Genomic DNA, 22109 nt, shown 5'->3' on the forward strand with positions numbered 1-22109 from the left:
CCAGCGCAGCTCCATGTTGTAGTTCAGGCCACCGCGAATCACGTGGCAGTGGTTGTCGATCAGGCCGGGCAGCGCGCCGCGGCCGCCGAGATCGACGATCTTCGTCGCGCGGCCCGCGAGCGGCATCACGTCCGCGTCGCTGCCGACCGCGACGAAGCGGCCGTCCTTGATCGCGACGGAGGTCGCGACGGGATTCGCGCGGTCGAGGGTCGTGAATCGTCCGTTGTGGAGGATCAGATCCGGTTGAGTGTCGGGTACGCTCATCAATATGTCCTCGATGCAATCAGAAACCGAGCCAGTGACGGACCGGTGCAACGGCCGCCACGCCGATCAGCATGCCGGCCAGCCCGACCAGCGCGATCAGCGGCGGTGCGGGCGAGCGCACCTTGATCACGCTGTACACGACGCCGACCAGCACGCCGGCGCCCAATGAAACCAGATACGATTCCATACGTCCTCCCGACTGAATTAGAATGTGCCGCATTACCGCCCGGGGGCCGGGCGCCGTGCGCCTGCGGCCCGATCCGCTGCCGTCCCGTCCGCTTCACTTCGCCGCCACGCTTTCCAGCCATGCAACATCTGCCCGACCTCGAAGCCTGGGCCATCTTCGCGCGGGTCGCGGAGACCGGTTCGTTCGCCAAGGCCGCCGACCTGCTCGGCATCACGCAACCGACCGTGTCGAAGGCGATCGCGCGACTCGAAAAGCGCCTCGGCGCGATGCTGCTGTACCGTACGTCGCGCAAGCTGTCGCTCACACCGACCGGCGAACTGCTGCGCGATCGTGCGATCCGGCTGCTTGCCGACGCCGAACTGATCGAGGACGAGGCATCCGCGCACGCGCTCGAACCGCACGGCCTCGTGCGCGTGAACGCACCGATGTCCTACGGCCTGTGCAATCTCGCGCCGCTGCTGCCCGCGTTTCTCGAACGCTATCCGCGCGTCGACGTCGACCTCGTGCTCACCGACAACTTCGTCGACATCGTGTCCGGCGGCTTCGACGTCGCGATCCGGATCGCCGAACTGAGCGATTCGTCGCTGCGCGCACGCCGCCTGTGCGCGGTACGCCGGCCGCTCGTCGCGTCGCCCGCGTATCTGGACCGGCACGGCCGGCCGACCCATCCGAGCGAACTCGACCAGCACGTGTGCCTGACCTACACGAACATCCCGACGCCCGAATACTGGCGCTTTCGCCATACGACGTCGGGCGACGAATTCGGCGTGCCGGTGCGCGGGCGCATCCGTGCGAACAACGCCGACGTCCTCTGCCCCGCGCTGATCGCCGGCCACGGTATCGCACTGCAGCCGGCGTTCCTGGTATGGAATGAACTGCAAAGCGGTGCGCTCGAGGAAGTGATGCACGACTGGAAAATTCCGGACCTCAACGTCAACCTCGTCACACCGCCCGGCATGCTGCGTGCCGCGCGCGTGACGGCGCTGCTCGAGTTCCTCGTCGAACATCTGTCGCACGCGCCGTGGGCACTGCCGCCCGTCTGAGCGGGCGGCCCGCGACCCGTTACTTCGCCGGCACGGCCGGGATCGACTCGTGCGGCGTCGCGGTGCGCTGTGCCGCCTTGTGGACCATCGTGTACGCGTAGTCGACGCCCATCCCGTACGCGCCCGAATGCTCCTTCGCGATCGCCATCACGGCGTCGTAGGTATCGCGGCGCGCCCAGTCGCGCTGCCACTCGAGCGCGACCTGCTGCCAGGTGACGGGCACGACGCCGGCCTGGATCATCCGCTGCATCGCGAAGTCGTGCGCATCCTTCGACGTGCCGCCCGATGCGTCGGCGACCATGTAGATCTCGTAGTCGCCTTCGAGCATCGCGCAGAGCGCGAACGTCGTGTTGCAGACTTCGGTCCACAGGCCGGAGACGACCACCTTCTTGCGGCCGTTCGCAGCCAGCGCGTCGCGCACCTTCTGGTCGTCCCACGAGTTCATCGACGTACGTTCGAGCGTCTTCTGGTTCGGGAACACGTCGAGCAGTTCGGGATAGGTGTAACCCGAGAAGCTGTCGCTTTCGACCGTGGTGATCGTGGTCGGGATGTTGAATGCTTTTGCGGCCTTGGCGAGCCCGACGACGTTGTTCTTCAACGTCTGGCGATCGATCGACTGCACGCCGAATGCCATCTGCGGCTGCTGGTCGATGAAGATCAGCTGGCTGTTCTGGGGGGTGAGGACTTCAAGCTTCGGGTTGCTCATGGCGCGTATCATCCTTTGGACAGGAAACGTTTAAGGCTTGCCTCGATCGGAAACTGAGAGGAGCCGACTGTGCGTTACCCCGGATCTGCGTCTTCCGGTTGCAGCCATTTAATCGGAAAAGCCGCGGCTCGAACATCCAAGAAATGGAATCGATCGAATTCCGAAAGAGGGGGCTCTCCAACGGCTGTCCGCCCTTTTGTTCCACACGTAAACCCGATACGCTTCCAGCACGTTGAAGGCGCGCCCTTCGCCCCCGATCAGCCTATCACGAGAGGTTTTCATCATGAAGCCGTATTTTCTGTCGCTGTTCGCAGGCATCCTCGCCGGCGTCATCTACGGTGCGCTCGGCGTGAATTCGCCGGCACCGCCGATCATCGCGCTCATCGGCCTCCTCGGCATGCTGGCCGGCGAACAGATCCTGCCGCTCGCGCGCCGGATGCTGGCCGGCTACCGGCTGAATACCGCGTGGCGCGATGCACAATGCAGCCAGCACATGTTCGGCGCGCTGCCGGGCGCCGCCGCGAACGATCGCAAGCCGTCGTGACGCAAGACTCATGACCAACGTCGAGCTGTTCCACTACCTGCTGCTGTTGATCTGCGGCGCGGGCGCGCTCACCTGGCTCGCGGAGCGCGTGTCGATCCCGCCGGCCGTCGTGCTGCTGCTCGGCGGCTGCGTGGTGGCCATCGCAGGCAAGCGCACGCCCGACATGGATCCGGCGCTGCTGCTCGTGGCCGTGCTGCCGCCGCTGCTGATGTCGAGCGGCTTCTATACGGCGTGGAAGGAATTCCGCCACGAGCTCGCGTCGATCGCGTCGCTCGCGCTCGGCGCGGTGGTGTTCACGACGGTTGCGGTCGCGCTCGCCGTGCATGCGGCCAATCCGGCGCTGCCGTGGGCCGCGTGCTTCACGCTCGGCGCGATCGTGTCGCCGCCCGACGCGGTCGCCGCGAAGGCGATCCTGCAGCGCCACCCGCTGCCCGCGCGGCTCGTCGCGGTGCTCGAAGGCGAAAGCCTCGTCAACGATGCATCGGGCCTGCTGCTGTATCAGATGGCCGTCTCGGCCGCGCTCGCCGTCACGATCACGACCGCGAGCGCCACCGGCCTGTTCTTCTCGCTCACGCTGATCGGCATCGCGGTCGGCCTCGCGTGCGGCCATGCGATGTGCTGGGTGCTGCAGCGCCTGCGCGAGCCGATGCTCGGGATCGTCGTGACCTTCGCGATGGCGTGGGGCAGCTACGGCATCGCGGAAGCCGTGCACGGTTCGGGCGTGCTGTCGGTCGTGACCTGCGGCCTCGTGCTCGGCGTGCGCCAGCATCGCGTGTTCGGCGCCGACATGCGGATCAAGGCGAAGGCGACCTGGGAAGCGATCGTGTTCGTGCTCGACGCGCTCGTGTTCATCCTGATCGGCCTCGCGCTGCACGCGATCCTCGCCGGCGTGAACCACGAAGGCGCTGTGCTGATGGCCGGCCTGCGCGTCGCGCTGCCGGCCACCGCCGCCGCGATCGCCGCGCGCGTCGTGTGGGTGTTCGTCGCGATGTGGCTGCCGGGCCGCCTGCGCGCGCCGCGCGCGGGCCATGCGCCGTGGTCGTGGCGCGAGGCCGTCGTGCTCGGCTGGTCCGGCATGCGCGGCGTCGTGAGCCTCGCGGCCGCGATCGCGCTGCCGGGCAACTTCCCTGGGCGCGACCTGATCCTGTTCAGCACGTTCCTGCTGATCATCGCGACGCTGGTCGTGCAAGGCGGCACGCTTGCGCCGCTGATCCGCGTGCTGAAGCTGCGCCCGGCCGCGCGGCACACGATGTCCGAGCATGCCGTGCGCGCCCACACGTTCGGCGCGGCGCTCGCCGAACTCGATGCGCGCGAGCAGCGCGGCACGAGCCTCGAACGCGCATCGCTCGACCGGCTGCTGACCGAATACCGCAGCCGCGTCGCGTTCAACGAACGCGCGCACCGCGACGGCGCGGAACCGGCGGACGTGCGCGCGCGGATGCTGCGCGTCGAGCTCGAGCTGGTCGGCGTGTCGCGTGATGCGCTGCTCGAGCTGCATCGCGACGGCCGGGTCGACGACGCGGTGCTGCACCGCATAGAATCCGAGCTGGATTTCGAGGAACTGCGGCTGCAGCGCCTGCTCGAACCGTAACGTCCGGCCTTCCCGGCCCTCGCCGGCCGGCCCGTCTCCCCTTTCCCCACATGGAATTGCAATGAGCGAACTGTCCGTCGAAGCGAGCATCGGCTCGGTCGATTACCTGGTCCATTTCACCGACGGCGTCCATCAGTGGCGCGCCGACGAACCGGCGTCGCTCGGCGGCGGCGATACCGCGCCGACGCCCGTCGCGCTGCTGCTGTCGAGCCTCGGCGCGTGCACCGCGATCACGCTGAAGATGTACGCGCAACGCAAGGGCTGGCCGCTCGCCGAAGTGCACGTGAAGCTCGCGCACGAATCGGGCGGCGCGGGCAGCACGATCGTGCGCCGCATCACGCTCGACGGCGACCTGACCGACGAGCAGCGCGAGCGACTGCTGCAGATCGCGAATGCGTGCCCGGTGCACAAGATCCTCACGCACCCGATCACGATCGATACGGCCATCGCCTGACCCACCGGATACGAGAGACCCACCATGTCAGCATCGATCAAGACCCTGCTCACGCCGCGCGAGAGCGACATCGGCAACCTCGTCGTGCGCCGCGTGCTGCCCGCGCGCGCCGCGCGCCTCGTCGGCCCGTTCATCTTCTGCGACGAGATGGGGCCGGCCGTGCTGCCGGCCGGCAGCGGCATCGACGTGCTGCCGCATCCGCACATCGGCCTCGCGACCGTCACCTACCTGTTCGACGGCACGCTGATGCATCACGACAGCCTCGGCTTCCGGCAGAAGATCGTGCCCGGCGACGTGAACTGGATGACGGCCGGGCGCGGCATCGTCCATTCGGAGCGTTCGCCCGACGAGGACCGCCCGCATGAACAGCCGGTGCACGGGATCCAGACCTGGGTCGCGCTGCCGGTCGAGCACGAGGACACCGCGCCCGCATTCGTGCATCACGCGGCCGACACGCTGCCGTCGTTCACGCGCGACGGCGCGCACGTGCGCGTGATCGCGGGCACCGCGTTCGGGCTCACGTCGCCGGTCGCGGTGTTCTCGCCGACGCTCTATGCGTATGCTGAATTCGCCGCGGGCGGGCAGCTCGCGCTCGACGCGGAACACGACGAGCGCGGCGTGTATCTCGTCGACGGCGACCTCACGATCGACGGCACGCCGCTCGCCCCCGCGACGATGGCCGTGCTCGAACCCGGCACGAACGTCGCGCTCGCCAGCGCGAACGGCGCGCGCGTGATGCTGCTCGGCGGCGCGCACCTGCCGGGCGAGCGGTTCATCGAATGGAATTTCGTGTCGAGCGAGCGCGCGAAGATCGAGGCGGCCCGCCACGCGTGGGCCGCGCAGACCTTCGGCAAGGTGCCGGGCGAGGAAAACGAATGGACGCGCCAGCCGGAGCGCCGCGCGCAGTGAGCCCGCGGTGAGCCGATAGCGGTCGGCGCATCGATGCAGGGCGGCCGGCATTCACGCCGGTCGCCGTCCGTTTACCGCTTCAATCCCATCAGCTTCGCGAGCACGGGCCAGCGCTCGAGCGATTCGACGAATGCGCGCCGCGCCTGCTCGTCGACGTAGCGGGCCGGATCCAGCGCGGGCAGGTGCCGCGCGAGGCCGAGCACGTCGTTCGGTTTCGACAGGCGATCGTCGTCGCCATCGCCGATGTTTACTGTTCGTCGATCCATACGCCGTCCGGAGTCTTCACCGCATAGCCGGTGCTCGTCTGAAGCGTCACCGTGCCTTCGTTCTCGCCGACCATCCGCGTGCGCGGCAGGTCGGCGGCATATTGCGCAAGCGTCGCGCCCGGCTTGAACGGGCTGTTCGACACGAGGTTCGACAGCAGCTGCGCGAGCGCGAGGAAGCTCGTCGGCTGGTCGATCACGGTCGTCGTGCCGTGATTGCCGGTGAAGCCGACGAGCCGCACGCCGACCGGCCCGTGGACGACGCGCGGCGTCGGGATCTCGCGCAGGCCGGCCACCTGGTTCTTGTCGCCGCGCAGCGCGGCGCCGTGCTCGGGCACGAACACGATCACCGCGCGCCGTCCCGACTGCGCGATCAGGTCGGCGAGCCGGTCGAAGTCGTTCATCATCCGGGTCACGCGCTGCGGATACGAATCGATGCTGGTGAGCGAGCTGCCCACCACGCGGTTGCCGTCGTGCAGGCTGATCGTGTTGTAGTACAGCGCGACCGGGCCCGGCACCGACGCGCGCTGCGCGTACCAGTTCGCGAGCGTGCCGTAGTCGTCCTTGATCGCCGAGCCGTCGAACGCATGCATCGCGACCGGGGCGGCGGCGTTCGAGATCATCGGCGCGTCGGGCACGCCGATGTTGTCGTGAACGACCTGCAGGAAGTTGTCGAAGTGCCCGTCGTGGTTCAGCAGCGACTGCACCGTGTAGCCGGCGGACGCGAGTTGCGAAAACAGGTGGCACTGCTGCGGCGCGGGCTTGTACAGGTCCGCGTGCGCTTCCTGCCCGCAACTCGCGCGCAGCACGCGGATCGCGGCCGGGCCGCTGTAGCTCGCCGCCGTGCTGAAGTTGTTGAACAGGTAGTCGAAGTGGCTCAGCATCGGGTGATTGCGCACCTTCGCGGCATCGAGGTCGTCCCACGACAGCGAGCACACGTGCAGCACGATCACGTCGAACTGCGCGGCCGGATCGTTGCCGAGATGGCCGAACGCGACCTGCCGCTGCGACTCCTGCGCGCGGAACGTCGCGAGCGCCGCGTTGTGGTCCTCGGGCTGGCCGGCGCGCCCGCCCGTGGCGTCGGCCTGCTGCTGCGGGAGCGGCGCGACGACGCGCGCCATCAGCCCGTTGCCGGCCTGCCACAGCGGCATCACGACCAGCGCGGCGAGCACGAAGGTCGCGACGCGCACCCAGCGGTTGACGATGAAATAGACGATCAGCACGCCCGCCACGGTCAGCACCAGCAGCGGCGGCAACAGGCGCGGCAGCAGCTCCATCCAGTAGTCGAGGCGGAACGTGCTGACCTCGCGCGCGGCATCGACAAGGCGCGCGAGCGGCGGCGCATGCAGCTCGCGCGCAAGGAGCGGCGCCGCGATCGCGAGCGCGGCGAGCTGCCGCACGATGCGCCACACGCGCGTGCGGATCGGCGCGCTCGCCGCGAGCGCCAGCGCGAACGCGAGGTTCGCGAGCCACAGCGGCTGCAGGTGGCCGGTCGCGAACAGCGCGAACTTCAGGATGAAATACAGATTCCAGAACGTCATCTAAACCACTCCGTGATGGGCGCCGCGTCAGTCGCGCGCCCGATCGAGCTTCGGTGCCAGCATCGACTGCACGCCGCGCGCCGCACCTTTCCACATCCGTACGTAACCGTCCAGGCCCACGCGCAGCACTTCCTTCAGCCCGCGCAGCGGCGTGTCCGCGCGCGCGCTCGCGTGCCAGTCGAGCCACGCGTCCGCGCGGCCGAACGTGCACTGCACGAGCTGGCGCTCCTGCTCGAGCGTCAGCGCCTCGAAGCTCACGCCGACGTGGGTCGGCGTCACGCGGCTCACGCGCACCGGGAACGGAAACGGCCGGTCGCCGCGCGTCACGCATACCGTCAGCGTGTCGCCGACCGCGAGCGGCAGCCCCGGCACCGCTTCGAGGCCGAGGCCGCCGGTCGAGTAGTCGCTCGTGAAGCATGCGGCAGTCGAGCCGTCGGCGAGCAGCAGCGTCGCCGGCACGCGCATCGCGATCCGGTGCGTGACGCGCACCTGCTTGGTCTCGCGCGCGACGGCCATGGCCGCGCCGAGCATCGCGAGGTTGTAGACGGTCCAGCCGAGCGTGATCAGGATCGTCGACGCCTCGTCGCCCTGGTCGGCCACGAGCCGCCACAGGCCGGCCGCGATCGCGAGCACGTTCAGCGCGAACAGCACGAGGTACGGCTTCGACGTCGACCAGTCGACGTAGCCTTCGTCGATCTTGCCGCCCTTGTCGGTCACGTTGAACTTGCCGTGCTTCGGGCTGAAGAACGCGACGGTGGTCGGCAGCGCGATGTACCACGCGAGCACCGATTCGTAGACCTCGGCCCAGAACGAGTGGCGATAGCGCCCCTGCATCCGCGAGTTCGCGACGTTCGCGAGCACCAGGTACGGGATCACGTAGCTCGCGAGCGCGACCGACGACGCATTGATGAAGTACAGGTGGAAGAACAGGTACGCGAGCGGGATCGTCAGGAACACGAGCCGCGGGATCCCGTAGAAGAAATGCAGCATCGCGTTGCCGTAGCAGATCCGCTGGATGAAGCCGAGCCCGCGCCCGAGGAACGGATTGTCGATGCGGAAGATCTGCGCCATCCCACGCGCCCAGCGCGTGCGCTGCTTCACGTGGCCGGCGAGGCTCTCGGTCGCGAGGCCTGCCGCCTGCACGGTCGGCAGGTAAGCCGACGTGTAGCCGCGGCGGTGCAGCTTGAGCGCGGTGTGCGCGTCCTCGGTCACGGTCTCGACCGCGACGCCGCCTACCTCCTCCAGCGCGGTGCGCTTGAGCACCGCGCACGACCCGCAGAAGAACGTCGCGTTCCACAGGTCGTTGCCCGACTGCACGAGCCCGTAGAACAGGTTGCCCTCGTTCGGGATCTCGCGGAACGTGCCGAGGTTGCGCTCGAACGGATCGGGCGAGAAGAAATGGTGCGGCGTCTGTACCAGCGCGCATTTCGGGTCGCGCAGGAACACGCCCATCGAGGTCTGCAGGAACGAGCGCGTCGGCACGTGATCGCAGTCGAAGATCGCGATGTATTCGCCGTGCGTCTTCGGCAGCGCGCGGTTGATGTTGCCGGCCTTCGCGTGGCGGTTGTCGTCGCGCGTCAGGTAGCCGATCCCCGCCTCGCGCGCGAACGCCTCGAACTCGGGGCGCCGGCCGTCGTCGAGCAGGTACACGCGCAGCTTGGCCGCCGGCCAGTCGATGCTCTGCGACGCGAAGACGGTCGGCTTCACGACCGACAGCGGTTCGTTGTAGGTCGGGATGTAGACGTCGACGCTCGGCCAGGTGTCCGGGTCGTCGGGCAGCGGCACGATCGGCCGGTCGAGCGGCCACGCGGTCTGGACGAAGCCGAGCAGCAGGATCATCCACGTATAGGCTTCGGCGCCGTACAGCAGGTAGCCGGCGAACGCCTCGACGGGGCTGCGGAAATCGAGTGTCTGGGTCGTGCGCCACCACACGTAGCGGACGGTTGCGAGCAGCGCGAGCGACGCGAGCGCAAGCGTCGGCAGATGGCCCGGCAGGCGGCGCAGCGCGAGCGCCAGCACCGCGACGATCGCGAAGAACGCGAACTGCGCGCCGGGCATCAGCGGCGACATCCCGGCCGCGGCCCACATCAGCGCGCCGGCGATCAGCAGCAGCGGCGCGAGCCAGCGGTGCCGGCCGACGCCGTGCGCGCGCGCGTCGAGCCAGCCGCCCCAGCGCGCCCACGGCAGACGCGCGAGCAACGCGTCGAGGCGCCGGCCGAGCGCGCGCACCGCGACGTAGGCCGGCACGACGAACGTGTCGAACCACGCGAGCGGATCGCGCGCGGGCCGGCCATCGGCTGCGCGCGGCGCGCGCACGATCGCGCGCCACAGCCATTCGCGCGGGCTCAGCGGCTGCAGCACGCCCCACTCCCGCGCGAGCCACAGGAAGGCGATGCGTGCCCGGCGGCGCACGGGATCGGGCCGGCCGGGCGGCGGCGCGTGGAAGAACAGCCGGACGAGCCAGTCGAGCAGCGTGCGCTCGGCCGGCAGCCCGATCCCGTGCGCGCACCAGTCGGTCGCGCGCCGGGCCGCAGCGCGCCAGCGCGACGCGAACCCGGCCTTCATCGCCGCGCTCCCGTGCGGCCGGCCGCGGCCGCCGCGAGCCACGCGTCGACCCAGTTCGCGACGCCGTTCAGGTCGTGCGATGCCTGCGAATACGGCGCGTCGTCGAAGATCCAGCTGCCGCGCGCGAGCGTTTCGGGCACGGCCGCATCGACGTGAATCCGCTGCTCGAGCATCGACGCCGGTCCCGCGACCGCGCGCAGCATCGCGAGCGCATCGCGCTGCATGTCGCGCGCCGGGTTCAGCCGGTTCACGACGATCTGCAGGTCGCCGCCGCCGGCCCGCAGCGCGTCGAGGCGCGCGGCAATGGTCGCGCACGCGGCCGGTTCGGGCGGCACGACGACGAGCGTCAGGTCCGCGCGGCGAATCGCCTGCTCGGCCTGCGGCGACGGATAGCGCGCGGTGTCGACCAGCACGACGCCGCCAGGCGGCAGCGCGATCTCGTCGAGCGCGCGCGACAGCCAGGCCGGATCGGCCGCGAGCCGCGCATCGCAGGCGGCGGCGCCCGCCGCGTCGACCTGCCCGTACGGGACGAACAGCACGCCGTCGGCATTGCGCCACGTATGCGCGTGCCACGGCGCGGCGTTACCCGGGTCACCGAGCAGGCTGTGCGCGAGCCCGTGCTCGGCCAGCGTGTCGAGACCGAGCGTCGCGCCCATCAGGTTCTGCGCGTCGAACTCGACCGCGACGACCGGCCGGCCGCGACGGGCGAGCAGCACCGCGAGCGCGCCGGCGAGCGTCGTGCGGCCCGCGCCGCCGGTCGTCGACGTGACGGCGATCGTCTTCATGGCGCCGCCCCGCCGGCGTGGTCGGCATCGGGCAGCAGGCGCCCGCGCAGCGCGACCGGCACGAGTTCGCACGGCACCGCGTCGCGCCGCTGCAGCCCGCGTGGCGCATGAAAGCCGCGGCCGAGGCCCAGGTGCTGCGCGACGAGCCACACCGGCACCGCGATCGCGATGCCGACGATGAATCCGATGACGAGTTCGGCGATCATGCGCCCTCCGGCTTGCGCAGCGGCATCGCGCTGCGGATGGCGCCGCGCGTGTGCGCGACGGGAAATGCAGGAAATGCCGGCGCATCGCCCGGCATGTCGGCGGCCGGCGTCGCATCGTCGGCGTGAACCGCGTGCGGCGGCGCATCGACGTGCCGGTCGGCCACACCGCCCGCGGCGGCCGCGCCGGCCCCGCCGGCCACGGTGCCGTCGGCGCCCGGTTCGGCACGCGCCCCGGCATCCGCCGCGCGTTCGCCCGGCCCGCGTGCCGCATCCGCCGGCTGCGCCGTCGCGAACAGGTCGCTGTAGTCGGCGATCGGCGCGCGCCGGTTCTCGGCCTTCAGCGCATCGAGCTCGGTGTCGATGCTGCCCTGCCCGAGACACACGACGCGATCGGACAGCGTCTCGACCGGCACGTCGAAGATACGCGCGAGCGCATCCTCGGCATCGGCCGGCTCGCACGCGAACAGGAACACGTACAGGTGCCCGGCATCGGCCGTCACGACGTCGCCCGCGCGGCGCGGCCGGCAGTGCCGCAGCGCATCGACGTGCGACACGCCGGGCAGCAGCGCGATCTTTGCGAGCGTATGCGGCAGCGCGAGCACGGCGCCGCGATCGAGCACCGCGCGAATCCGCAGGCAGAACGCGCCGACCGGCAGGTAGCCGAGCACCGAATCGCCGAGCGCGGCCGCGAGCGCCGCGCGATAGTCGGGCGCGACGGGCCGCGCATAGAGCTGCCCGCGCAGCGCGTGCACGGCCGCGTGCATCCGCGTCACCGGCAGGTCGCGCGCGACGACGCGGTTCGCGCCGACGCTCAGCACCAGCATCTCGAACTGCTGGCGCAGCACCTCGCCGCGCTCGACCACGGCGATCTTCAACGCGCCGCCGCATTGCCGGCGCAGCGTGTGAACGGCCGCGCACAGCGTCTCGAGCTGGGCATGCGAGCGGAACGCCAGCACCGCGGTCGCGGCCTGCGCGCGTGCGCAGGCCGCGACGACCGCCGCGTTGTCGTCGACGATTTCCCAGTCGGCCGGCACGCGTCCGCCTTCGTCGAGCACCGCGCGGCTGACGACGACGCGATCCTCGTCGGTCGCGAGCTTCATCCGGCGCAGCGGTTCGGCGGCGGCGCCGTCGACGATCGCCGCGAGCCGGCCGCCCGGCGCGAAGCGCAGCGGTCGCACTTCGCCGGCCGCGAGCGTCTCGCCCGCGCGCCAGAAATCGACGACCCACAGCAGCTCGCCGTGCGTGCGCTGCAGCTGCGCGACGCCCGCGCACACGCCGTGAAAGCCGCTGCGCGGCGCGCGATTCGCGTCGCGCACGAGCGGCGGATCATCGGTGTCCGGATCGGCGCCGGTGCGCACGATCTCGGGATCGACCAGCAGCACCAGCGCGATCCGGTGCGTGCGGCACCAGTCGGCGAGCGCGTGCGCTTCTTCCGCGAGCGCCGTCGGATCGTCCCAGCTGAACCAGCGTTGCGCGCCTTCGATGAAATACAGCGAGCGCGCGCGAAAACCGTAGCGCTTCATCGCGCGCAAGCCGCCCGTGAGCCGCGCGAACGGACCGGGCGCGGCACGGCGCGGCGCACCGGGCTCGCGCGCGGCATCGCCGTCGGCCGGCGCGGGCGCGGGCGGCATCGCCAGCACGTTGAGGTTGCGCGGCCAGCCGGCCGGCTGCGCGCCGCCCGAGAAACCGCGCGCCTGCAGCTGCGCGGCAACGTGCGCCGCGGCGCGCGACAGCACGACCGTCACGTCGCGCGTGCGCGACTGCCGCGCGCTTTCCCACACCAGCGCATCGCACGCCGGCGTGCCGGCGGCGGCATAGATCGCGTACAGGCCGCCCGCTTCCAGCTGCGTCCACGTGTCGGGCAGCCCGTCGATCGCGAGCCGGCTCAGCGGGCCGGCGCGGCCGCCGGCCGGCCCGGTGCGCAGCAGCGCGCGCAGGCGGCCCAGCAGGCCGGCGGCGCCGAGCGCGGGACGGGTTGCATCGAGTTCCGTATTCACGCGTTCCCCTAGTAATCCGAATAAAGCCGCACCGGCGTCGGCGTGACGAGCCAGCTGCGCGCCGCGCGTGCGTCGAACGCATAGCGCAGGTACACGAGCGCCGAACTCGGCGCGTAGTCGTGCGACCGGTCGACGTGCAGTTGCGCGCCGACGCTCAGGTGCGGATTCACGCGATACTCGACGATGCCGTTCACGCCGTACGAGAACGACACGCCGCGCGTCGAACTGCCCGCGTAGACGAGCCCCGCCGCCTCCTGCGCGGCGCGCTGGTCCGCGAAGGTCGGGTAGAACAGCGAATCCTTCTCGTAGCTGTTCGAGATCCCGCCCGTGACGGTCAGGTCCCACGACAGCGCGTCGCGCCGCCCCGCCCACTCGAGCGGCACGCCGAGCGACAGGTAGCGCTGCGGGCTGTAGTAGCCGCCCTGCCCGTACGTGTAGTAACGCAGGTTCTGCGCGTAGTGCCACGCATTGCCGACGAGCCCCGTGCTCACCTTCATCGTCGCGCGTTCGTACACGGGCACCGTGAAGCCCGAGCGCAGCGTGACTTCCGCGTTGCGCTCGACGTTGCGGCCGGACAGCACGCCCGCGCCGAGTTCCGCGAACAGGTTCACGCGGCCGACGTCGAGCGCCGCGCGCAGGTTCACGCCGTCGCGGCGCACGCCGCCCCACACCGCGCCCGTCCACGGATCGCGCATCCCCGCATACGACAGCACGCTGCTCGTTTCCGGCCGGCGCGACGCGTTCACGGTGAAGCTCGCCGGGCCCGCGTCGAAGCGGTAGCGCACGCCGCCGACCAGGTAATGCACCGGGAAGCCGAGCGGCGACGTGCCGAGATCGACGCGCCACGCATCCGTGCGATAGCCGGCGCCGAGCGCGACGCCCGTCATCGGCTGGTGCAGGTCGCCCTGCGGATGCGCGATCAACGCGGCGGCCTGCTGGTTCAACGGCGCCAGCGACGAGCCGGCCAGCGCGTTGAGCGCGCCGTAGGTGCCGAAAGTCTTCAGCGAATACGCATTCGGGTCGCTCGTATCGAGCGTGCCGGCGTCCAGATGCACGGTGTCGAGCTGCAGGAACGCGTGCCCGTCGTAGCGCACCGGCATCTGCGCGTAGATCGGCACTTGCTGCGCGCGGTACGCGGAAATCCCTTCGTCGCCCGACTTGTACGCGGGCAGCCACCCGGTCTCGATCTCCGGATCGCGCCGCTGCTCGAGATCCGCGAACGCGGCCTGCGCGGGCGTGCGGCCGTCGCGGCCCGGGCTCACGCCGCTCGTGCGTTCCTGCGACAGCGACAGCCGGTACAGCGACGCGGCATCGTCGTAGCGGCCCTGCGCCTCGGCCACGCGCCCGGCGGCAACCGTCACGTCGGCGCGCGCCGGATACGCGGCCTGCAGCGGGTCGATCACCTGCGCGGCTTCGTCCGGGCGGCGCAGCGCGTTCAGCCGGCGCACGACCGACAGCCGCGTATCGACGTCGTCGTCCGGCGTGCGCGCCAGCACGGCCTGCACGCGCGCGAGCGCAGCCGCGCGCTGGCCGCTGTCCTCGTCGATGCGCGCGAGCGCGAGCTGCGTGTCGGCATCGTCCGGCGTGCGCGCGATAACGGGCGCGAGCGCGTCGCGTGCCGCGTCGTAGTGACCTTGCGCGCGTTCGAGATCGGCCAGCTCGAGTGCATAGCGCTTGTCCGCGCGGCCGGCCGGGCTCGCGCAATCGAGCAGCGTGCGCGCGCGCGCATAGTCCTGCTGCGCGATCGCGTCGTCCGTCCGGCGCAGCACGAGCCGCAGCGACTGATCCTCGATGCGCGCAGTCTGTGCCGGCGTCAGCGCCGATTCGCGGCGCAGCGTGTCGAGCCACGCGGCGAGCGCGTCGTCGCGCCCCGCGCTGCCGAGCAGGTCGCCGTAGCGCAGCCGCACGTCGGGATCGGCCTCGCGCGGATGCGCGGCGATCCAGTCGCGCAACGGCGCGAGGCCGCGCTCGGGCTCGCCCGCGTCGATCCACTGCGCGCCGATCGCGGCCAGCATGTCGGGATCGTCCGGGGCGCTCGCCTGCGCATGCGCGAGCGACGCGGCGAACGCCGCGCGATCGCCGCGGCCGAGCGCGCCGCGCGCGTCGGCCAGCGCGCTTTGTGCGTCGAGCTTGCGGGCGAGCGCACGCATGCCGTCCGAGCGCTGCGCATCGTCGACACCCGCGAGCGCGGCCTGCGCGCCGGCGACATCGTCGAGCGAGTTGCGATACAGCGCGGTCGCATAGCGCATCTCGGGCGTATCGCTTTGCGCAAGCCCATCATCCATCACCGTGCGGCCGAGCTGCGGCAGCCCCATGTCGCGATACAGCCGCGCGAGCGCGAAACGCGTCCACGGTGCGTCGGGCGCCGCGCGCACGGCCGCTTCGTAGCGTTGCACGGCCGGCCCGCGTTCGCCCTTGTCCGCGAGCGCGCGCGCCTGGCTCGCGAGCAGGTCGGCGCGCAGCCCGTCGAGCGCGCGGCGATCGTCGCTGCCCGTCACGCGGCCTTGCAGCGCGTCGAGCAGCGGGCCGACGCGGTCCGCGCGGCCGGTGCTCTCGTACAGCATCGCCGTGCCGCGCACCGCCGACACGTTCGGCGAACGTGCGGCCAGCAGTTCGCGCAGCAACGGCTCCGCGCGCGCCCAGTCGCGCTGCGCGAGCAGCGCGTCGGCGAGCTGCAGCTTCGCGTCCGGGCTGTCGGGCTGCATCGCGAGGGCGGCGCGCGCCGCGCGCTCGGCATCCTGCGGCCGCCCGGCCGACGCCGCCGCGCGGCCTTGCGCGAGCAGCCCCCAGAACTGCGCGGTACGCGCGAGGCTCTGCCACTTGCCGCGCTGGTCGGTCGACAGCGCCGCGGCGCGCGTGAACAGCGCACGCGCTTCGTCGTGCCGGCCTTCGCGCAGGCGCAGCAGGCCGAGCCCGCCGAGCGCATCGGCGTCGCCGGCGCGCGCCTGCGCGGCGCGCGCGAGCAGCGGATCGGCACCGGCCAGGTCGCCGCGCGCGAGCGCCTGCAAGCCGCGCTGCTGCGCGATGTAGTCGGGGTCGCGTTCGAGCCGGCGCTGCGCGTCGCGCTGCCGGTCGAGTTCGGCGCTGCGATCGCGGAATTCGGTGTCGTCCGGCACCAGCGCGAGATATGCATGCAGCGCATCGAGATACGCGGGATCGCTGCCGGCGGACTGCAGCACGCGCCGCCACACGGCCATCGCTTCCGTGTGATCGGCGTCGGCGCGCTTCGCGAGCGACCACGCGATGCGGTTCGCTTCCGCGCGCGTGTCGGCGCGCTGGTTCAGCAGCCGCGCGAGCGCGAGCGCCGCGCTCGTGTCCTGCGGGTCGGCCGCGACCGCGCGGCGCAACGCGGCGAGCGCCGATTCGCGGCCACCCGGCGCATTCGCGACGATCTGGTAGTACTCGGCGCCGAGCGCGCCGGACGGCGCGCCGTTCGGGAACAGCGCGACGATCCGCCGGGCCGCTTCGTCGGCGCGACCGCTGCGCGCGAGCAGCCGGATCTGCGCCATCTCGCCGCGCCCGCTCGTCGCGACGCGGTATTCGTCGGCCGCGCGCCGCGTGCCGGGCGCCGCGGGCGCGCGGGCCTGCAGGCGTGCCAGCGCGGCCTGCGCGCCTTGCGCGTCGCCGAGCCGCAGCAGCACCCGCATCTGTTCCGCGAGCAGTTCGGGATCGTCCGGCGCGATCAGGAGCCCCTTGCGCAGCGCGTCGCGCGCGAGGTCGTCGCGATGCTTCGCGCCCCACATGCGGGCGGTCGCGAGCTGACGCTGCGCATCGGGCAGCTCGGTCGTGGCCGGCGCCGGCGCCGAGATGGCCTTCGGCGCGACGGTTTTCGGCAACGCGGGCGCGGGTGTGGCGACGGCGGCCGGCGCCGCCGCCGTGACCGACGACGCGAGCCACGCGAACCCCGCGACGCGCGGTGCGGTGCGCTTCATCGGGCCGCGCATGAACGGTCCTCCCAGCGCGCAGCGAGCGACCCGTCCGCGCCGAACCGGTAGCGGCCGTCGCGCCAGCCCAGGCCGAACAGCGTCAGCACGCTCGTGTAGTAGCCGGGCGCCGCCTGGCGCGCGAGCGCATCGACACGGGCCGCCTGCGCATCGGCGAGCGCATGCTGGCCGCGCGCGTCGAGGAACGGCACGGCCGCCGCGGAGAAGCCGCCATTGCCGTCGTTCGGCCCCGCGACGCCGGTCGTCGTGTCGACCTTCTCCGGCGGCGCGCCATGCGCGGCGATATGGTCGGCGAACGGAGCGAAGCGCGCGAGCAGCGGCGCGGCGAGCGGATCGGCGCGATCGAGCATGCCGGCCCACAGGTACACGCGGATCGCGTTGTACGCGCTTTCCGCATGGGTCTGGGGATCGGGGCCGAAGCCCGCGCCCGCGCGATACAACGCCCAGTCCGGCGAGAAGCCCTTCGGCGCGGTGTCGAGCAGCACGCGGCCGGTACTGGCCGCGAGCGCGGCCCAGCGGCGCTCGTCGGGCAGGCGCGCGGCGAGCCCGCGAATCACCTGCGGCGGCGAATAGCTCGGGTTCACGCGCCATTGGCCATCGGCCAGCTTGAACCCGGTCGGCCCGGGCAGCAGCGTGAGGCCGAGGCCCGGCACGCTGGCCGTCTCGTCGTCGAGCACGCGCTTCGCGAGCAGCGCGCCGCGCGCGGTGTAGCTGCGCTCGTGCCACAGCCGCCCGGCTTCGACGAGCGTGTAGGCGATCCAGAGATCGGCATCCGACGCCGCGTTCGCATCGAGCACGCGCCACGTGCCGTCCGGCGCGCGGCCCCACAGCCACGCCGGCAGCCGGGCGCTCAGGTCGCCCTGTGCGAGGTTGTTCTCGGTCCATGCGAGGATCGTGTCGAACGTGCGTCGGTCGTTCGCGACGAGCGCGAAGAACAGTCCATACGCCTGCCCCTCCGATACCGTGCGCGAATCGGCCGAGCCGACGTCGATCACGCGGCCGTCGGCCGACACGAAATCGCGCTTGAACGCGTCCCAGCGCGGCCACGCCGCGCCGCACCGCACGTCGGCCGCACCGCCTTGCGCCGCCTGCGCGCGCCCGGCCGTCCCGGCTACCCCGGCCGCTGTGCACGCCGCCGCGACGGCCAGCACGAGCGTCGTGCCGCCCCGCCGCGCCGGCCGCGCTGCCCGTCGCCTTGCGAATGCCCAAGCCATCATCCGTTACATCCCCCGGCGGCGCGCGGCGATTTTCTGCAGCACGCTGAACACACCGAGCGCGAGCAACAGCCCCGCGACGACGCCGACCACGCCGAGCGCCACCGGGTACCGCGCCGCCTGCGTCCAGACGCGCGCATACCACGGCACGAAACCGACCACGTACGGATCGCCGACGCGCAGGCTGTCGACCTGTCCCGGCCGCACCAGCGCGAGGTCGCCCTGCAGTTGCGACACGAGGCCCGGCTTTTCGAAGACGTCCAGCAGGTCGGCCAGGCGCGTCTGGTCGGTCGCGGTCAGCGCGACGACGCTGCGGCCGTGGCTGCCCGGCAGTTCGAACCCGGCGAGCGCGGCGAGCGCGCCCGTCTGTTCGATATGCGCGCCACCGTCCGCCATGCCGACGCCATTGCGCCAGCGCTCCTTCACCGAGAACGCGACACGCGTCGCGCCCGTGCCGGCCTGCTGGTCGATCGCCAGCGGCAGCGCCGCGCGCCAGTGCGACAGCAGCGGCGACGCGGGCGAGCCGTCGATCACGAGCAGGTCCTTGCGGCCCGCCAGCGCGGTGACGTCGCCGGGCCGCGCGACCTGCACGCGCAGCGCCGGGAAGCCGGTCCACTGCCCCATGTGGCCGAGCATCGTCAGGTAGGCTTCCAGCTCCTGCGGCGACGGCCGGTCCGGGATCACGACCGCCGTCTGCGACAGGTCGGCGAAGCGCGTGAACGGGAAGCCGCTGTTCGCGAAGAATGCGAGGTTCGGCAACTGCGCGTAGTGGACGAAGTGCGAGAAGTCGATCGTCGAATCGGGATCGATCGCCGCGCGCTGCGGCTCGGTCGCGGTGCTCGAGCAGAGCCCCGTCTTCTGCGAATCGAGCGTGAAGCGGAACTGCAGCTGGTTGCCGCTGCCGACGCGGAACGCCGGGATATCGACATCGCTCGTCACGCGCCCTTCCGGCACCGCCAGCAGCGGCAGTTGCATGCGCCCGCGCGCGTCTTCGGCATGGGCCGGCCCGAGGCGGTACGACTTCACGAGCTGTTCGTTGATCTCGACGGCGAGCGTCGAGTTGTCCTGCACGGTCGGCGCCGTGTAGCGGTAGCGCAGCGTGATCGGCACGCCCGCGCCGTTCCACGAATGCAGGTCGGCCGGCACCCGCAGGTTCAGCCGGATCGCGTCCGGCGACGTGCCGCGCACTTCGAGTTCGCGCGGATCCGACACCAGTTCGCGGAACGCGATCGGCCGGTTCACCGGCAGCCAGCGCGGGGCGTCGTACGGCTTGCGCGGCGCGCCGAGATCGACGTGCGCGACCGTCGCCGCCGGGCCCGACAGCGCCGCGCGGCCGAGCACGAGCGCCGCGACCGCATCGTCGACCTCGGCTGCCGTGCGGCCCGTCACGACCAGCAGCTTGCGGCCCGGCGCGGCCGGGTTGTCGGCGACGGCGAGCAGCGGGCCGTTGACCGACGGCAGCGCGAGGCCGGCCGGCAAGGTCGCGGCCGTGCCGACCACCACCGCCTGGTCGTCGGCCGGCAGCGTCGCCGCGACCGGGAAGCGCGCCTGCCGGTAGTCGGCCTGCGCGCCGAACCACGACGCGAGCACGCCGGCACTGCGCAGCGTCGCCGAGTCGGGCGACGCCGGCAGCACGAACGGCAGCCGCAAGCGCCCGTTGTCGCGCCGGTCGAAGAACGGCGCGGGCAGCAGCGCGAGATCGTTCGGCAGGCGCACCGGCGACTCGTCGAGGATCAGCTCGCTCGTCGGGCTCACGTCGGCCCACAGCGCCGAGCTCGACGGGTCCTCGCAGTGATCGAGCGAGTAGTGCGCGATCAGGCGCAGGCCGATCTGGTTGAAATCGGAGAAGTAACGCGGATCGATCGGGATGTCCTGCGTGACCGTGCGGCCCGCGCGCGTCGCGTCGAACGGGACGGTCGCGACCACCTCGTCGTTCACCGAGACCTTCAGGTGCGACATCGGGAACACGAGCGACGGCGAATACGCATAGGTCAGGCGCAGCCGCGCGCCGGTGACCACGCGGTCGAGCCGCACGCCCGCATGGATCGTGCGCGCATCGTCGGCGCCGCGCAGGTGCACCGGATCGAACGCGCCGAGCGACGCGAACGGCAGGTGCACGGTCGTCGCCGGCAGGCCGGCGGGCGTCGCGCCGGCGGCGCTCGATGCGGCCGATGCGCTCGATGCGGCCGCGCCGTTGGCAAGCGCAGGCGTGGCCGGGCTGCCGGCGGCCGCCGAAACGGATGCCGACGCGGCCGGCATCGGCGCGGCCGACAGCGCGGCCGCATGAAACGCGCCGAACGTGGCGAGCGACAGGACGAACAGCGACACGGCCGGCTTCATGCGCGGCTCCGCATCGTCGTGGTCGTCCGGTGATCAAGCGCGCCGCTGTCGACGCGCCCAAAGCAGCTATGCCCGTGAGTGCACATCCCCACTGCTTCCCCTCAAAGTCTGGCCTGAATGCATGTATCGAAACGACGCGGCGCATTCTTCCGCTGCCGGTCCATCGGACGGTGCGCGCCTGGCACCGGCGCTCGCACATTCGTCACACTATCTCAAAATCAGGACAAAACTCACCCTGATTCGCGCTGACGAAGCGAAAAACAACTCAATACGGTCGGAAATGCTGCGTGCGGCGACTGAATGGCAAGAATTACGCCGTTGCTGCCGGCCGGACCGATCGGCATACTGCCGACGCTGCCGGATCGGCGAACCGTCGCGCCGGCGAACCGTCCGGATACCGATGCCGGATGCCGGATGCCGGATGCGACCCCTTGCGGGCCGCCCGGAACGCGCTGCCGCGTGGGCGGCGCGTATGCTACCGCAAGCCGGCGCCGCGTGCCGGGCTTTCTTCATGGAAAACTGACTTGGATCAAATCGTCGACACCGCCACCCCGTCCCCCGACACGCTGCTGCGCATCATCGCCACGCAGACCGAGATCGCGAAACTCGGCCTCGACCTCGGCAGCCTGATGGCTTATGTGACCGAGCAGGTGCCGCAACTCACGGGCGCGAGCGGCGCGGCGGTCGAATTCGCCGAAGGCGACGACATGGTGTACCGCGCCGCGTCGGGTTCCGCCGCCGGGATGCTCGGGCTGCGGTTGCGCCGCTCGGGCAGCCTGTCGGGCCTGTGCGTGACGCGCGGGGAATTGCTGCGCTGCACGGATTCGGAAACCGACCCGCGCGTCGATCGCGATGCCTGCCGCCGCGTCGGGCTGCGCTCGATGCTGGTGATGCCGCTCACCCATGCGGACACGACGGTCGGCGTGCTGAAGGTGATGTCGCCGGAGGTCGACGGCTTCTCGGCCGCCGACGCCGGCACGCTGCGGCTCACGGCCGACCTGATCGCCGCGGCGATGTTCCACGCGGCGCGCAACGAGGCGAACGAGTTGTACCTGCGCGCGACGCACGACGCGCTCACCGGCCTGCCGAACCGCGCGCTGTTCTACGACCGCCTGCGCCAGTCGATGCACACGGCGCTGCGCGCGAACGGCCGGCTCGGCATCCTCAACATCGACATGGACGGGCTCAAGCCGATCAACGACGGCTACGGCCACCGCGCGGGCGACGCCGCGCTGCGCGAGGCCGCCACGCGGATGCTGGGCGCCGTGCGGCGCTCGGATACGGTCGCGCGGGTGGGCGGCGACGAGTTCGCGGTGATCCTGCCGAACGTCGGCAGCCGCGACGACATCGACGCACAACGCGCACGGCTCGCCCGGCAGGTCGCCGAACCGTTCGAGTTCGAGGGGCAGCCGCTGCGGCTCGGCGTCAGTGTCGGCGTCGCGATGCTGCCCGAAGACGGCACCGACATGAACGCGCTGATCGAGCATGCGGACCAGGCGATGTACGAGGTGAAGCGCACGCGGACGCAGCGGGCATGCCACGCGTGACGTGGGACG

General features: G+C 71.6%; 18 protein-coding genes. 6 read left to right on the forward strand and 12 right to left on the reverse strand.

Going from position 1 to position 22109, the window contains the following annotated elements:
- Positions 1 to 264 (reverse strand): amidohydrolase family protein (locus DID99_RS32625; protein WP_148094686.1); only part of this gene is annotated, 264 nt, incomplete at its 3' end.
- A gap of 19 nt (positions 265 to 283) precedes the next feature.
- Positions 284 to 451 (reverse strand): DUF1427 family protein, encoded by a 168-nt coding sequence (locus DID99_RS32630; RefSeq protein WP_044846122.1) that lies wholly within the window; start codon positions 449 to 451, stop codon positions 284 to 286.
- Between the two features lie 119 nt (positions 452 to 570).
- Between DID99_RS32630 and DID99_RS32635 the strand changes: the two genes are divergently transcribed.
- The gene (locus tag DID99_RS32635) at positions 571 to 1494 is read left to right on the forward strand and encodes a LysR family transcriptional regulator (RefSeq protein ID WP_124489483.1); all 924 of its coding nucleotides are present in this window, start codon (positions 571 to 573) and stop codon (positions 1492 to 1494) included.
- Positions 1495 to 1513: 19 nt separating this feature from the next.
- Here the strand turns inward: DID99_RS32635 and DID99_RS32640 are convergent, their stop codons facing one another.
- Positions 1514 to 2200 carry a hydrolase gene (locus DID99_RS32640; RefSeq protein ID WP_124489484.1) on the reverse strand — a complete coding sequence of 229 codons (687 nt, stop codon included), beginning with the start codon at positions 2198 to 2200 and terminating at the stop codon, positions 1514 to 1516.
- Between the two features lie 283 nt (positions 2201 to 2483).
- Between DID99_RS32640 and DID99_RS32645 the strand changes: the two genes are divergently transcribed.
- From DID99_RS32645 to DID99_RS32660, 4 genes are all read left to right on the forward strand, one after another.
- The gene (locus DID99_RS32645) at positions 2484 to 2744 is read left to right on the forward strand and encodes a XapX domain-containing protein (RefSeq protein ID WP_124668341.1); all 261 of its coding nucleotides are present in this window, start codon (positions 2484 to 2486) and stop codon (positions 2742 to 2744) included.
- Between the two features lie 10 nt (positions 2745 to 2754).
- Positions 2755 to 4335 carry a sodium:proton antiporter gene (locus DID99_RS32650; RefSeq protein ID WP_124524099.1) on the forward strand — a complete coding sequence of 527 codons (1581 nt, stop codon included), beginning with the start codon at positions 2755 to 2757 and terminating at the stop codon, positions 4333 to 4335.
- Between the two features lie 61 nt (positions 4336 to 4396).
- Positions 4397 to 4789, forward strand: a complete 393-nt coding sequence (locus DID99_RS32655) for an OsmC family protein (protein ID WP_124668342.1) — start codon at positions 4397 to 4399, stop codon at positions 4787 to 4789.
- Between the two features lie 24 nt (positions 4790 to 4813).
- Positions 4814 to 5698: a pirin family protein gene (locus DID99_RS32660; protein ID WP_124668343.1), complete on the forward strand. Its 885-nt coding sequence runs from the start codon at positions 4814 to 4816 to the stop codon at positions 5696 to 5698.
- Positions 5699 to 5769: 71 nt separating this feature from the next.
- On the opposite strand, the gene DID99_RS32665 is transcribed toward DID99_RS32660, so the two are convergent.
- From DID99_RS32665 to bcsB, 9 genes are read right to left on the reverse strand one after another with little or no spacing between them, the layout of a single operon-like run.
- Positions 5770 to 5964, reverse strand: coding sequence for a hypothetical protein (locus tag DID99_RS32665; protein ID WP_124668344.1), 195 nt, complete (start codon positions 5962 to 5964; stop codon positions 5770 to 5772).
- Entirely contained in the window at positions 5946 to 7502 is a 1557-nt protein-coding gene (gene bcsG / locus DID99_RS32670) for a cellulose biosynthesis protein BcsG (RefSeq protein ID WP_124668345.1), read from the reverse strand. Before bcsG ends, DID99_RS32665 begins: the two co-directional genes overlap by 19 nt.
- A gap of 27 nt (positions 7503 to 7529) precedes the next feature.
- A complete protein-coding gene (bcsA, locus tag DID99_RS32675) occupies positions 7530 to 10067 on the reverse strand; it encodes a UDP-forming cellulose synthase catalytic subunit (protein WP_124668346.1) in 2538 nt (845 codons plus the stop codon).
- Positions 10064 to 10852 (reverse strand): cellulose biosynthesis protein BcsQ, encoded by a 789-nt coding sequence (gene bcsQ, locus DID99_RS32680; protein WP_124489490.1) that lies wholly within the window; start codon positions 10850 to 10852, stop codon positions 10064 to 10066. The genes bcsA and bcsQ overlap by 4 nt, the downstream gene beginning before the upstream one ends.
- Complete coding sequence (locus tag DID99_RS32685) at positions 10849 to 11058, reverse strand: hypothetical protein (protein WP_124489491.1); 210 nt, start codon at positions 11056 to 11058, stop codon at positions 10849 to 10851. Before DID99_RS32685 ends, bcsQ begins: the two co-directional genes overlap by 4 nt.
- The gene (bcsE, locus tag DID99_RS32690; RefSeq protein WP_124668347.1) at positions 11055 to 13055 is read right to left on the reverse strand and encodes a cellulose biosynthesis protein BcsE; all 2001 of its coding nucleotides are present in this window, start codon (positions 13053 to 13055) and stop codon (positions 11055 to 11057) included. Before bcsE ends, DID99_RS32685 begins: the two co-directional genes overlap by 4 nt.
- 8 nt (positions 13056 to 13063) lie before the next feature.
- On the reverse strand, positions 13064 to 16999 hold the full coding sequence (locus DID99_RS32695; protein WP_124668348.1) for a cellulose synthase subunit BcsC-related outer membrane protein: 3936 nt from the start codon (positions 16997 to 16999) through the stop codon (positions 13064 to 13066).
- Entirely contained in the window at positions 16984 to 18213 is a 1230-nt protein-coding gene (gene bcsZ / locus DID99_RS32700) for a cellulose synthase complex periplasmic endoglucanase BcsZ (protein WP_124523921.1), read from the reverse strand. Before bcsZ ends, DID99_RS32695 begins: the two co-directional genes overlap by 16 nt.
- Before the next feature lie 6 nt (positions 18214 to 18219).
- Complete coding sequence (gene bcsB, locus DID99_RS32705; protein ID WP_124668349.1) at positions 18220 to 20553, reverse strand: cellulose biosynthesis cyclic di-GMP-binding regulatory protein BcsB; 2334 nt, start codon at positions 20551 to 20553, stop codon at positions 18220 to 18222.
- Positions 20554 to 21077: 524 nt separating this feature from the next.
- On the opposite strand from bcsB, the gene DID99_RS32710 reads away from it, so the two are divergent.
- Positions 21078 to 22100 (forward strand): sensor domain-containing diguanylate cyclase, encoded by a 1023-nt coding sequence (locus DID99_RS32710; protein ID WP_124668350.1) that lies wholly within the window; start codon positions 21078 to 21080, stop codon positions 22098 to 22100.
- The last annotated feature ends 9 nt before the right edge of the window (positions 22101 to 22109 follow it).

Origin of the sequence: Burkholderia sp. Bp8986, from assembly GCF_003854225.1 — a bacterium.
Lineage (GTDB): Bacteria > Pseudomonadota > Gammaproteobacteria > Burkholderiales > Burkholderiaceae > Burkholderia.